The 12,326-nt window shown below is 62.4% G+C and carries 12 protein-coding genes and 1 pseudogene; 5 read left to right on the forward strand and 8 right to left on the reverse strand.

The genetic code is table 11. The features are described from left to right. Positions 1-148 precede the first annotated feature (148 nt). From glnH to ACFHWW_RS20725, 5 genes and pseudogenes are all read left to right on the forward strand, one after another. Positions 149-894, forward strand: a pseudogene (gene glnH, locus ACFHWW_RS20705) (glutamine ABC transporter substrate-binding protein GlnH). 161 nt (positions 895-1,055) lie between these two features. Further along, positions 1,056-1,712 (forward strand): glutamine ABC transporter permease GlnP, encoded by a 657-nt coding sequence (glnP, locus tag ACFHWW_RS20710; RefSeq protein WP_018097981.1) that lies wholly within the window; start codon positions 1,056-1,058, stop codon positions 1,710-1,712. 2 nt (positions 1,713-1,714) lie between these two features. Beyond that, positions 1,715-2,437, forward strand: a complete 723-nt coding sequence (glnQ, locus tag ACFHWW_RS20715; protein ID WP_409349352.1) for a glutamine ABC transporter ATP-binding protein GlnQ — start codon at positions 1,715-1,717, stop codon at positions 2,435-2,437. Next, positions 2,427-3,470 carry a C45 family autoproteolytic acyltransferase/hydolase gene (locus ACFHWW_RS20720; RefSeq protein WP_379940524.1) on the forward strand — a complete coding sequence of 348 codons (1,044 nt, stop codon included), beginning with the start codon at positions 2,427-2,429 and terminating at the stop codon, positions 3,468-3,470. The genes glnQ and ACFHWW_RS20720 overlap by 11 nt, the downstream gene beginning before the upstream one ends. 8 nt (positions 3,471-3,478) lie before the next feature. Then, positions 3,479-4,405: a MurR/RpiR family transcriptional regulator gene (locus ACFHWW_RS20725; RefSeq protein ID WP_275600085.1), complete on the forward strand. Its 927-nt coding sequence runs from the start codon at positions 3,479-3,481 to the stop codon at positions 4,403-4,405. Positions 4,406-4,468: 63 nt separating this feature from the next. Here the strand turns inward: ACFHWW_RS20725 and ACFHWW_RS20730 are convergent, their stop codons facing one another. The 8 genes from ACFHWW_RS20730 to ACFHWW_RS20765 form a co-directional block, all read right to left on the reverse strand. Continuing rightward, positions 4,469-5,047, reverse strand: coding sequence for a peroxidase-related enzyme (locus ACFHWW_RS20730; RefSeq protein WP_100672490.1), 579 nt, complete (start codon positions 5,045-5,047; stop codon positions 4,469-4,471). 1 nt (position 5,048) lies between these two features. After that, positions 5,049-5,552 (reverse strand): CMD domain protein, encoded by a 504-nt coding sequence (locus ACFHWW_RS20735; RefSeq protein WP_324764267.1) that lies wholly within the window; start codon positions 5,550-5,552, stop codon positions 5,049-5,051. A gap of 37 nt (positions 5,553-5,589) precedes the next feature. Then, positions 5,590-7,056, reverse strand: coding sequence for an NAD(P)-binding domain-containing protein (locus ACFHWW_RS20740; RefSeq protein WP_379940526.1), 1,467 nt, complete (start codon positions 7,054-7,056; stop codon positions 5,590-5,592). Positions 7,057-7,136: 80 nt separating this feature from the next. Next, a complete protein-coding gene (locus tag ACFHWW_RS20745) occupies positions 7,137-8,207 on the reverse strand; it encodes an ABC transporter ATP-binding protein (RefSeq protein ID WP_379940528.1) in 1,071 nt (356 codons plus the stop codon). 2 nt (positions 8,208-8,209) lie between these two features. Continuing rightward, positions 8,210-9,001: an ABC transporter permease gene (locus ACFHWW_RS20750; protein WP_100672486.1), complete on the reverse strand. Its 792-nt coding sequence runs from the start codon at positions 8,999-9,001 to the stop codon at positions 8,210-8,212. A 10-nt stretch (positions 9,002-9,011) separates the two neighbouring features. Next, complete coding sequence (locus ACFHWW_RS20755; protein WP_379940531.1) at positions 9,012-9,995, reverse strand: ABC transporter permease; 984 nt, start codon at positions 9,993-9,995, stop codon at positions 9,012-9,014. 85 nt (positions 9,996-10,080) lie between these two features. Then, positions 10,081-11,181, reverse strand: a complete 1,101-nt coding sequence (locus ACFHWW_RS20760; RefSeq protein WP_017269176.1) for an extracellular solute-binding protein — start codon at positions 11,179-11,181, stop codon at positions 10,081-10,083. A gap of 79 nt (positions 11,182-11,260) precedes the next feature. Continuing rightward, positions 11,261-12,238 carry a LysR family transcriptional regulator gene (locus ACFHWW_RS20765; RefSeq protein WP_275599713.1) on the reverse strand — a complete coding sequence of 326 codons (978 nt, stop codon included), beginning with the start codon at positions 12,236-12,238 and terminating at the stop codon, positions 11,261-11,263. Positions 12,239-12,326 lie beyond the last annotated feature (88 nt).

The following is a 12,326-nucleotide window of genomic DNA, read 5'->3' on the forward strand; positions in this document are numbered from 1 at the left end:
TGTTCGCTGCATTTTTTCAGCGTGACGCTAAACAGATCCGGATGGTGCAAATTTTCATGGCGACAAAGCATAAAAAGCATTCTATATTTGCACACTGGCGCCGGCGGCAAAACGCTGATGCCCGAATGCAAAACAGGGGAACGCCACCATGAGAAACAGACTTCGCCATTTCTTCGCGGGCTTTTTCGCCGCGGCACTCTCGCTCTCCGGCCCGGCAGCTGCCGAAGACCTGGTCGTAGCCACCGACACGGCCTTCGTGCCTTTCGAGTTCAAGCAGGGCGACAAATATGTCGGTTTCGACATCGATCTCTGGACGCGATCGCGAGCGAGATCGGGGTTACCTACACGCTGCAGCCGATGGATTTCAACGGCATCATCCCGGCGCTGCAGACGAAGCAGGTCGATGCCGCCCTCGCCGGCATCACCATCAAGGACGAACGCAAGAAGGTGATCGACTTCTCTGATGGCTATTATGACAGCGGATTCATGCTGATGGTGCCCGCCGACAGCGCCATTGCCGGTTCGTCGGACCTCAAGGGTAAGACGCTGGCCGTGAAGACCGGCACGTCGGCCACCGACTATGCGAAGGAGAACTTCACGGAGACCGAGCTTCGCCAGTTCCCGAACATCGACAACGCCTATCTGGAACTGCAGACGGGCCGCGTCGACGCCGCGATGCACGACACGCCGAACGTCCTCTATTACGTGGCGACTGCCGGCGGCGGCAAGGTCAAGGCGGTGGGCGAACAGATGATGGCGCACCAATACGGCATCGGCTTCCCGAAAGGCAGCGAACTCGTCGCCAAGGTCAATGAGGCGCTCGCCAAGTTGAAGGCCGATGGCCGTTACGCCGAAATCTACAAGAAATGGTTCGGCGTCGAGCCGAAAAGCTGAGTTTCCTGCATCGAGGCGTGCCGGATCGATCCAGCACGCCCGCCGGAATGGCGAGAGCACTTCCACAAAGCCGCGGCGGCTGCCACTGCAGCCGCCCATAACCTCTATCGGTAGTGTCGCCATCGCCGCAGGGGCAGATCGCGATGCAGCGGAGCAATTCAATGGAATTCGATTGGTCTGTGGTCGTGGAGGCCATGCCCGCTCTCCTGGGCGGTGCACGGCTGACCATTCTGATAGCACTGGCGGGCCTCGTCGGCGGCCTGGTCGTCGGTGTCGTCGCCGGCTTCATGCGTGCCTATGGCAACGCTATCCTGAACGCCGTCGCCTTTACCTATGTCGAGGTGATCAGGGGCACGCCGATCGTCGTGCAGGTGATGTTCATCTACTTCGCCCTGCCGCTGCTCGCGGATTTTCGCGTCAATCCGATGACCGCGGCGGTGACGGCGATCGTTGTCAATGCGGGCGCCTATATTGCCGAGATCGTTCGCGGCTCGCTGCTCTCGGTGAACAAGGGACTGAAGGAAGCGGGGCTGGCGCTCGGCTTACCGGTCTGGAAGGTGCTCGCCTACATTGTCGGCCCGATCGCCTTCCGGCGAATGATCCCGCCGCTTGGCAACCAGTTCATCGTCAGCCTCAAGGACACATCGCTATTCATCGTCATCGGTGTCGGCGAGCTGACCCGCCAGGGCCAGGAAATCATGGCGGCGAATTTCCGCGCAGTCGAGATTTGGTCCGCCGTCGCCGTTCTCTACCTCATCATGACGAGCACGCTGACCCTGATCCTGCGCGTGACGGAAAAGAGGATGCGCATCCTATGAGCATTGTGGAATTCAGGAACGTCACCAAAGCATTCGGCAACGTAACCGTGCTCAAGGAAGTCGACCTCAACATCGAGGCCGGTGAGGTCGTGGTGCTCATCGGCCCTTCGGGCTCAGGCAAGTCGACCCTCCTGCGCTGCATCAACGCACTCGAGGAGATCGATGGGGGCGACCTCGTGGTCGACGGCATCAGCGTGCGCGAAGGGCGCTCCAAGGTGAGACTCATCCGGCAGGAAGCCGGCATGGTGTTTCAGCAATTCAACCTTTTCCCACAGATGACGGCGCTCGCGAACGTCGCTTTCAGGCCGCGGCGCGTGCGTGGCGTCGGCAAGGCCGAGGCGATCGGGCAAGCCCGCGAGCTGCTTGCCAAAGTAGGTTTGGCCGACCGCGGCCATCACTATCCTTCCGAGCTCTCCGGGGGCCAGCAGCAGCGCGTCGCCATCGCCCGCGCGCTGGCCGTCAAGCCGAAACTCATGCTCTTCGACGAGCCGACCTCAGCGCTCGACCCCGAACTCCGCCATGAGGTTCTGCGGGTGATGCAATCGCTTGCGGAGGAGGGCATGACGATGATCGTCGTCACGCATGAGATCGCCTTTGCACGCCAGGTAGGCTCCCGGCTGATCTTCATGGAGGGCGGCAAGATTTCCGTCGACGGCGATCCGACCGAACTTCTCGATAATCCCGAAAATCCGCGTCTTCGTGAGTTTCTCCAGCATGTCCATTGAGGTTTCAAGCAGCCTGCCCCTGGTCGAGATCGACGGGTCGCCCTTCGAGGTCGGCGTTGCGCTTGGCCGCCATGGCCGCGACATCGTCCACCGCCATCTGATCAGGACACACGGCTGGGCGAGTGTGATCGCCTTCGCCGGCCATGAACGCATTGTCGCGGCGAGGGCACTGGTTGAAGCACACTTTCCCCGCTATTTCGAGGAACTGCACGGTCTCGCAAAAGGCCTCGAACTGCCCTTTGACGAGGTCTTTGCCTGGAACTGCCGCGGCGATATCCGGGCGATCGCCCCCGACGGATGCACCACCGTCATGCTGCCCGGCCAGAGGCTCACGCTGGCGCATAACGAAGACGGAGATCCGGGCCTTCGTCCGGGCTGCGCCATTGTCCGTATCGCTTCCGCAGGCCGCGCCTTCTTCGGCTTCGTCTATCCCGGTTCGCTTCCGGGGCATACATTCGCGCTCAACGATGCCGGGCTCGCCATGGCCGTCAACAATATCCGCTCGCGTCAGACAGGACCAGGAATGCCGCGCATGGTCCTCTGCCGCGCCGTGCTCGATTGCGGCACGGTCCGCGAGGCACTCGACATGCTGCGCAGTTCGCAGCGCGCCGCCGCCTTCCATATTTCCCTGGCGCAGCCCGGAAATCGGGGCATAGCCAGCGTCGAGTTTACCCATTCGGCCTGTTCGGTCCGGCAGGTCGATGCGCCCGAAGTGCACGCCAACCATCTGATTCACGACGGCACGCGCGAAGAGCGCCAGCGCGTCACCGCCTCCTCCCGTTCCAGACAGGAACGTGGAGAGGAAATTCTGGCCGGCGGCATGACCGGCGTCGAACCTCTTGCGGTCCTTTGGGACCGGCAGCGCACGGCCCTGCCGATCTATCGCGAGCAGCCTGACGATCCGGACGGCGAGAACACGCTGGCGACGGCGGTCTTTCGCGTCGACATGGACAGAATCGCCTGCGAGATCTACGACAGGGCGCATGCCGCACCGCTCTTTCGCTTCGAGGAAAGGCGGTCGCTGCTCGATTGAGGTTCACGATGGCACCGCCCACCGATCCCCCGGCGTCGTACCGTCCAGGCACGATCGAGGAACTGCGCGACCTGACGCTCAGGATCAGGCGCAAGGAAATCGACCTCGCTCTCGGCAGCAAGGCGCTCGACGTGCTGGCACGCCTGGTCGATACGCCCGAACAGACGGCGGTGCGCAGCATATCCGAGCTCGCCGACGGCCAGGGCGTTAACGCCTCGACGCTTACCAGGCTTGCCAAGCGGCTCGGTTATGCCGGCTTCAGCGATTTCCAGAGCGTCTTCCGCCAGGCGATCGCCGATGACGAGCGCTACTTCTACAGCCGCCAGGCTGGCCGTCTGATGTCGGTCACGCGCGGCGAGCGGGAAGAGGTCCATGTCCTCGAACGCATCGGCCAGGAGACGAAGGCGAATATCGACGGCTTTCTGGGTCAGACGGATGCCGAGACGCTGAAGCGGGCGGCGGCGTTGCTCGCGACCGCGCCGCGTGTGCGCGTGCACGGGGTACGCCAGTTCCATGCTTTCGCGAGCTTTATGGTCTACGGCCTCGGAATGTTGCGCAGCGACGTCGCTTTGCTGGACGCACCGCGTCTCGGCGAGGCGGAGGCGCTGTCGCAGCTTTCTCCCGGAGACCTGGTTCTGGTCGCGAGCTGCGCGCCCTATACCCGCAGCGTGGCGGAAGTGGCCGCGGTGGCAGAAAAAGCCGGACTGGAGGTGATCGCAGTAACGGACAGCCGTTCTTCGCCGCTCGTTCCCCCCGCCCGGCACGCCTTCTTCATCCCGCACGCCAGCAGTTTCTTCAGCAACAGCATGGGAGCCTATATCGTCTTTTGCGAAGGGCTACTCAATCTCGTGGCTCGCGAATTGGGCGAACGCGCCATCGCTGCCCTTGCCGCGCGGGAGAGGCTGATCGGAGAAATGGGCATCGAAACCGGTTGATTCGGAACGAAGGCCGGCGCTGAAGGCTTCTACGCCACACGCAGGTGGCAACCGCCCAACGTCTCACTCCTTCAGATGCGGTTCGCCGAGCGTATGCATCAGGCGGTTCGCCCAGCCGAAGATTGCGATCGAATGGATCAGGTCGAGGATCTCCAGATCGTCGAGCCCGATCTCGCGCAGGTGGTAGAACTGGTAGACGCCGACATTGTCCGGGTGCGCCGTCAGATCCACGCCGAAATTGAAGAGCGCCTGCTCGAAATCCGGCAGGTCGGCGTCGAGGCCGCTTCTGTAGATTTCGTCCACCACCTCCGGCCGCTTTTCCAGCTGGATGTAGCGGTTGGCATGCACCGAGGCGCAGTAGATGCAGCGGTTGACGAAGGAAGCTGCCAGCGCGCCGATTTCGCGCCCGCCGCGCGAGAGCCCGCCTTCGCTGTACATGATGTCGTTGAAGAGCGGCGTACGTTCGGCGAGCATCTCGGCGTCGTTGGCCAGAACCAGGACATAGTTCGAAACCTTGGTGTTCGAGGGCGTCACTTTCAGAGCGTCGAGCTGCTCCGGCGTCGCCTCGTCGAGCTTCACTGGCTTGACGTAGGGCTGCCAATCGAGCGGCTCCAGGGTGAATTCGTGTACGGCTTCCGACATGTCAGTTGTCCCTCAGCATCTTGAGGCCGGCCACGACCAGCACCTGATAGTTCACGAAGGCGATGAGACCTGCGAGGGTTACGATATCGCGGTCGTCGAGACCGACGGCGTAGAGCGCTTCGATATTCGCGCGCGTCGCTTCCTTCGGCTTGAGCGTCACCAGATCGACATGAGCAAGCATCGTTGCGAGCCGCTTGTCGCCCTCGGGCCTGAAGGACGGATCGGCGATCGATCGAAGGTCGGCTGTCGATCCCTTCTCCTCGAGCTGCGCCTTGTAATGGGCCTGGAGCTCTGCCGCTTTCCAGAGGCCGGCGATGCGCGCCGCGAGAGCCGCCCTCATGGCGTAGGAGAAATTACCTGGTTCGGCGGGGAGAAGCGCCGCGTCATGACTGGTTTGCGTGAAATGCTTGAGCTTTTCGCGCCGCTCGCGCAGCGCCTGAACGGGCGAGGAGGGATCCAGGCCGAGCACGGCGTCGATCACATCTGTTTTCGGGGAAACGGTCATCGTAATCCTTCAGCTTGGGCAATCGTCATCGAGAAATTCAAGCAGTTTTGTGTGCCGGCTGCGGCGCGTCCGCGTCGGTCCATTCGGAGCCGTCGAGTTCGGGCTTCTCATAGGCGAGCAGGGCTTTCCAGTGGTAGTCGATATCGCGGATGAAGAGCGAGGCGGCGATCCCGCGTGCCAGCCAGAGCGCGCCCTCGCTGATTGCCGGAATGTCGCCGCTCACCTTGCCGATGCTGATCGAGGCACCATAGTTGAAGCAGTGGATGTCCTTGAGCCATGACGCGGTGCCGGGCTCCTTCTCGGTGAAGGAGAAATCGTCATCGAGCCAGGGAAAACGGCCAAGGTCTGAATTCTCTTCTCCGGGCGGCGGCGTGTAGCGGTCCTCCCAGCAGGCGATCCGGTCCTGATAGGGCGCGAGCTCGTCGCGGCTGAGCGGATCGACCGTGAAACCGGTTCCGAGGATGACGAAATCGGTCCGGAAGACGCGGCCCTTCGTGGTGGTGATCAGCACTTCGCCGCCTTCCTCCCGCATCGAGCCGATGGCGCAATCGAAGTGAAAGAAGGCGTTGGGATGGCGGCTGACGCGCAGCGTCGAATTGTGCGGCGCCGGCGTCTGCTGCTTGACCGAATAGTCCATGATCCGCCAGCGCCACTCCGGATCGATTTTGGCAAACCCCGCCGTAACCCCGTAGGAGCCGATGCCCATCAGCTTGTTGACGGTCGGCATCTCCTTGCGGCGCGCGAGCAGGCGGACCTCGCCTGCGCCGGACTCCAGCGCCTCGGCCGCATTGTCGACAGCGGATGCGCCGACACCGATGACGACGACGCGCTTTCCCTTGAGTGCCTCGAAATCGACGTCGTCGGCGGAGTGAGCCCAGGACGCGTGGCGCTTCATGCCTTTGACGAAAGCCGGAAGGACCGGCTCGCCAAGGCCTTCGCGGCCCGTGGCCAGAACCAGCTTGCGCGTGACGATGGAAGGCTTGCCGCCGCCGGCGATCTCCAGCTCCAGGAGACCGTCCTCGCGAGGGCGGACGCGAGTGACATGCGTGTCGTTCTCGACGGAAATGGACAGAACCCCGCGGTACCATTTCAGATAGTCCATCCACATCGGGCGGGGAATGCGGAACAGCGTTTCCCACGCCGCTTCACCGAAGCATGCGGTGTACCAGGCGCGGAAGGTCAGCGAGGCCATTCCCAGCGCCGGGCCCAGCAGGTTCTTCGGCGAGCGCAGGGTTTCCATGCGGGCAAAGGTGACCCAGGGACCCTCCTGGCCCTCGGGGGCACGGTCGAGGATGCGCAGATTGGCGATGCCTGCCCGGGTCAGGGCAAGCCAGGCGACCATGCCGCACATGCCGCCGCCGATGATGACGACATCGCTCACCGGCTGTCCGTCAGCCGTCGTGACGGGCTTCGACCAGTTGGCAGGCGGGTAGTTGAGATAGTCCAGGTCCTGTTTGACCCTCGCATTCAGTTCCGCGAGCCGCCCATGCTGTTCATTCGTCATAATAGCCTTTGCTCCTGAAATCCGCTTTCGGGGCCGCCGTTGCCGGCAACCCCCTGAAAAGATTGCGCCAATCAGGCGCGTCAGTCGGCAAGAACGACCGCGTCGCGCTCGCGCCAGCCGAGCCACACCTGGTCCGTCCCGATGTGTGAAAGCGCTACCGGGTCGAGCTGCAAGGCCAGCTCCGCGCCATTTTCGAGTTGCACGGTCAGGGACGTATGGGCACCCTTGAAGACGCGCTGAACGATGCGCCCCTTCAGGGCGAACCGGTCCTTCGGCTGTTCCGCCACGCAGTAGAGGGCCTCGGGACGAAGCGCGACGGTCGCGCCGGTGCCGGCCGCCAGCTTCGTCCCGTTGAGGTCGGCGTGGATGATGCTTCCGTTCCAGTCGATGGCCGCGGTCGCGCCGTCGTCGGAAAGCAGCTTGCCTTCGAGGAAATTGCTCTGGCCGATGAAGTTGGCGACGAAGCGGCTGCGCGGCCGGGAATAGAGCTCGTTCGGGCCGCCCATCTGCTCGATCCTGCCTTTGTTCATCACCACGATGACGTCGGACATGGTCAGCGCCTCCTCCTGATCGTGGGTGACGAAGATGAAGGTCTTGCCGGTGGTCCGCTGGATGGTTTTCAGCTCGATCTGCATCTGCTGGCGCAGCTTCGCATCGAGCGCCGAAAGGGGCTCGTCGAGCAGGAGCACGTTCGGGTCTGGGGCGAGCGCGCGCATCAGCGCGACGCGCTGGCGCTGGCCGCCCGAAAGCTGGTCGGGCATGCGGTCGGCGAAATCCTGGAGCTTGACGAGGGCCAGCAGCTCCATGGTCCGTTTGTGAATCGCGTCCGAAGACAGTCCTTTCAATTCCAGTCCGAAGGCGATGTTGCGGCCGACGTTGAGGTGCGGAAAGAGCGCATAGTCCTGAAAGACGATGTTGACGTTGCGTCTGTTCGGCGGCAGATGCGAGATCGGCTCGCCTTCGAGATAGATCTCCCCCGACGAGGGTTGCTCGAAGCCGCCGAGCATCCTCAGCGTCGTAGACTTGCCGCAACCGGAAGGGCCGAGCAGCGTCACGAATTGTCCCGGCTCTACGGCGAGGTCCAGGCCATCGACCGCAGGCAATCCGCCGTAATATTTGTTGACGTTTTTGAAGTGGACCACAGGCTGCATCGTCAGTTCCTTGAACGGCGGGTGAGGTGCTCGGCGTAAACGCCGACAGCGGCTGTGACGACCAGCACGATCGTCGCCATGGCGTTGATCTCCGGCGACATGCCGCCCTGTACCTTCGCGAAGATGAGCATCGGGAGCGTGGGCTTGTAGCCGCCGAGGAAGAAGGTGCGGACGAAGTCGTCGATACTGGTGAGCACGCAGAAGATCATGCCGCCGAGAAGTGCCGGCATCAGGTACGGGATCGTGACCCTGAGGAAGGCCACGAACCGATCGGCGCCGAGATCGCGGGCTGCGTCGACCAGATTGGCCGGCATGGAACGCAGGCGCGTGAGCACCATGATCACCACGAAGGGCACGGCATGGACTGCATGTGACAGGATGATCGCCGCCGTGCCGGTCGGGATGTCGACGGTGCGGATGAATATCCGCATTGAGATTGCGTTGATCAGGCCCGGAACGACCGCCGGCAGGCAGGCGAGTGCGAAGATGATGGCCTTGCCCCAGATACCTTCGGTCGAGACCAGAAGAGCGATCCAGACGCCGATGACGGTCGCCGCGGCAGTGGTCGCCAGCGCAATCCCGACCGAATAGAGCGAGGCTTCGATGAATTGCTTGTCCTGCAACACCTGGGCATACCAGTTGAGCGTCCAGTCCGTGATCGGAAAGGCGACGAAGCTCGCATCCTTGAAGCTCATGGCCGTCATCAGCGCCAGCGGCAGCAGGAGATAGACCGCAAACAGCCAGTAGGCGGCACCGAGGGCCGTCTTCGGGAGATCGGCGAAGTATGGTCGCATCGTGGCCTCCTTACATCAGCCGGACGGAACGGCCGCCGATCACCCGCATGAACAGGCCGACCGTCGACAGCGAAACCGCGAGCAGCAGCATGGCGAAGGCGGCGCCTTCGGGCCATTTGTCGTTCGAGGAGTGGAAGAGCGTCGCGATCACCTCGGGGAAGATGACCGTATTCGGGCCGCCGAGCAGGAGCGGTGCCGCGAAGACCCCGACGGAGGTGAGATAGACGAGGCTGCAGCCGGAGACGATGCCGTCCTTCGACAAGGGCAGGATCACGCGGCGGAAGCGCTGGAACGGGCCGGCACCGAGGTCGGCCGCCGCATGAATGAGCGGTGTCGGTATCTTCTCGATGGCCGAATAGAGCGGCAGCAACATGTAGAGCGCCAGCAGATAGATGACGCCGAAGCTCAGCGAGAACGACGTGTAGAGCATCGGGATCGGCCGGTCGATGAAGCCGAGTTCGCGTAGCGCTACGTTGACCGCGCCGCGATTGGCGAGAAGCATGATGACCGAAAAGGTGCGGATCAGTTCTCCAGCCCAAAAGGGGATGAGCAGGAGCAGCAACGCGCGCATGCGGTTCTTCGGCTGAACGATTTTCGCGACGTAGTAAGCGACCGGATAAACGATCACCAGGGTCGAGATCGTGACGACGGCCGCGAAGATGAGGCTGCGGATGAAGGGCATGAAATAGAGCTGGTCGGAGAAGAACAGCTCGTAATTGGCCAGCGTATAGGCGGGGCCTCCGTCCGGTGCCTGCGGGTAGTCCGTCATGAAGCTGATCCGCCCCATCTGGAAGATCGGGCCGATGTGCAGCGCCGCGATCCAGAAGAGAGGGACGCCGGCAAGCAGCGCCAAGCGGGCACGGCGGCTGTCCGCAAGGCGTCCGATGGTGTGGCGATAAAGACCCAAACCGACGGCCTTGCCGATCCATCCGGCATAACGGGGCACCCGTAAAGAACCGGCGGATCGGGCTTGCATTGTGGTCGTATCTACCATTGTCGTCGTTCCAGGCTCATGAAATGCTCTTTCTCGCGGCCGATCCCAAGGGGACCGGCCGCGTCGGATGGGCCTCGGCGATCGATCAGGCGGCCTTGATCTCGGCGACCGCCTTGTCGACCATCTCGTTTTTCATGTCGCGGTTGACGGAGCTGAAGAACTGGATGCGCTCGGTCTGCTCCTGCGGCAGGGTCATTGCAGCACGCTCCTTGTCGTTCAGCACCTTGTCCACGCCGTCGAATGCGGAGGCGAAGCCCGACTGCCGGCTCATCGCCGCGCCGATCTCCGGAGACGAGAGGATGGCGTCGAGGAAGGTATAGGCCGCATCCGTATTCGGGCCGTTCTTCACCACGTTGAAGGAGTAGAGGAAACCATAGGTCCCCTCCTTCGGAACCGATATTTCGATCGGATGTCCGTCCATGATCAGCTTCGCCGCGGGGCCGGACCAGCTATGGGCGACATAGATGTCCTCGTTGACGAACATCTGCTGAACTTCGGAGCCGGCGTCGTAGTATTTGCGAACCATGTCCTTGTTCTGGATCAGGTAGTCGCGCGCCTTGTTGGTTGCGGCCTGCGCCTCCTCCGGCTTGCCTTCATAGGTGACGAAGTCGCCGTCATTGCCCTGATAGCGCATGGTAATCTGGAGGAAGTCGGAAATGATGTAGGACGTTAGGCCCTTGTATTCCTGATCGAACATGATGGCCCAGCTGTCGGAGGCCTTGGTATAATCCGTGTTGCGGGCGAGGCCCTCGAAGCCGGCCAAAAGCGGCACCCCGTAGACCGAACCGTCGACGGTAAGCTGCGGTGCGCCCTTGTAGGCGGAGGCGAGCTTGTCCCAGTTCTTCAGCCGGCCGGTGTCGAGCGGCGTGAGCAGCTTGGACCCGATGAATTGCGACAGACGATGGCCGGTGACCGTGACGATATCCGTCGAAGGCGTCTCGCCTTCGGCCGACAGCACGTTGTACTGCTTGCCCTGGTCGTCTGTCAGGCGAATGCGCACTTCAATGCCCGTATCCTTCTGAAACTGGTCGATAAAAGATTGCGGAACGAACTTGTCATAGGTGGTGATGTTCACGACCTTGGACTGGGCAAATGCCGGGCGAATGATTGCCGGCGCTGCCAGGACGCCCGTGCCGGCGGCCAGAAACTTCAGCGTGGAGCGGCGGGTTGCGGTGAAGTCTTTCATGTCATTCTCCTCTTTTGGTTCTCAGTTTCGTTGTTATGAATTGGATACTTCCTGGCATTTGGCAGGGCGGCTTCGCGGGCTAGCGTGCGTCGGTCTGGTCTCCTCCCAAGATCATATCGGCGACGCGATTGACGTTGCGCGGGTCGTGAGCGGTAAATCCCGGGATGTGAGCGGAAGCAATCTGTATGATCGCCTGGATCAGTTCGCGCGAGCTGTCGGATAACGGACGCGCGGCGGCCGAAAAGATCGCCCACGGGAAAGGAATGTCGACGTCGAGCGGACGGACCGCAACATTGGCCAGCTTCAAACCGTAGGCTGTCGCAGGCTCGATGATCGCCACGCCGAGCCCCGTCGATGCGATCTGTACCGCATTGACCGAAACGCTGGTCGCGATGATCCTGGCCGGGCGGATATTCGCTGCCTCCAACGCTATGTCCACGCGGTGGCGCAGGCGGAACGGATTGGCCATCGTGATAATGTTGCGTCCGGCAAGATCTGCGATCGAAATCACCTCGCAGGCGGCAAGAGGATCACCTTCCGCCACGGCGGCAACGCAAGGTCCCTGAAACACCCCGTGCACTTCCAGTCCCGGCTGGTCGGCCGGGAGAGACGTGACGCAGAAATCTGCCGTGCGGGCCAAGACCGATTGCACTGCCGCCTCCGCCGGCAGGCTGCGCAGATGGATTTTTCGCGGCAGCAGCTTTTCCGGCAACGCCGCAAGCGCCAAGGGGATGATGCCGCTGGCGAAGGCCGGGATCGCCACAATCTCGATCGGCTGCGGCTCCTTTTCCGCGATCGTCCTTGCCCGCTCCCGCAAATGGCCGATGCCGCTCAGGAAGCGCTCGGCTTCCGCGTGGAAGGCGATCCCCTTTTCGCTGGGTGCGATCTTCGGACCGTTGCGGTCGAAAAGCGCGAAGCCGACGGAGGTTTCGAGGTCCTGGATGAGGCGCGTGACCTGGGACTGGGAGCGATCGAGCAGCCGGGCGGCGGCGGTGATGCTGCCGGTGGACATCACCGCAAGAAAGGCCTCGAGTTCCCGTATCTCCATCACAATCATGCGCCCAGTGCATTATAGCTGTCTCATACTGCATAAAACGTATCTTAAGCGCCAGTGACAAAGGACAATTTTTCTTTTCGGTGCTATC

The organism is Sinorhizobium sp. P24N7 (assembly GCF_042436655.1).
Classification (GTDB): Bacteria; Pseudomonadota; Alphaproteobacteria; order Rhizobiales; family Rhizobiaceae; genus Sinorhizobium; species Sinorhizobium meliloti_A.

Coding starts and splice junctions, on each gene's coding strand:
- glnP (WP_018097981.1), top strand. CDS start 1,056: ATGGAATTCGATTGGTCTGTGGTCGTGGAGGCCATGCCCGCTCTCCTG.
- ACFHWW_RS20720 (WP_379940524.1), top strand. CDS start 2,427: ATGTCCATTGAGGTTTCAAGCAGCCTGCCCCTGGTCGAGATCGACGGG.
- ACFHWW_RS20725 (WP_275600085.1), top strand. CDS start 3,479: ATGGCACCGCCCACCGATCCCCCGGCGTCGTACCGTCCAGGCACGATC.
- ACFHWW_RS20730 (WP_100672490.1), bottom strand. CDS start 5,047: ATGTCGGAAGCCGTACACGAATTCACCCTGGAGCCGCTCGATTGGCAG.
- ACFHWW_RS20735 (WP_324764267.1), bottom strand. CDS start 5,552: ATGACCGTTTCCCCGAAAACAGATGTGATCGACGCCGTGCTCGGCCTG.
- ACFHWW_RS20740 (WP_379940526.1), bottom strand. CDS start 7,056: ATGACGAATGAACAGCATGGGCGGCTCGCGGAACTGAATGCGAGGGTC.
- ACFHWW_RS20745 (WP_379940528.1), bottom strand. CDS start 8,207: ATGCAGCCTGTGGTCCACTTCAAAAACGTCAACAAATATTACGGCGGA.
- ACFHWW_RS20750 (WP_100672486.1), bottom strand. CDS start 9,001: ATGCGACCATACTTCGCCGATCTCCCGAAGACGGCCCTCGGTGCCGCC.
- ACFHWW_RS20755 (WP_379940531.1), bottom strand. CDS start 9,995: ATGGTAGATACGACCACAATGCAAGCCCGATCCGCCGGTTCTTTACGG.
- ACFHWW_RS20760 (WP_017269176.1), bottom strand. CDS start 11,181: ATGAAAGACTTCACCGCAACCCGCCGCTCCACGCTGAAGTTTCTGGCC.
- ACFHWW_RS20765 (WP_275599713.1), bottom strand. CDS start 12,238: ATGATTGTGATGGAGATACGGGAACTCGAGGCCTTTCTTGCGGTGATG.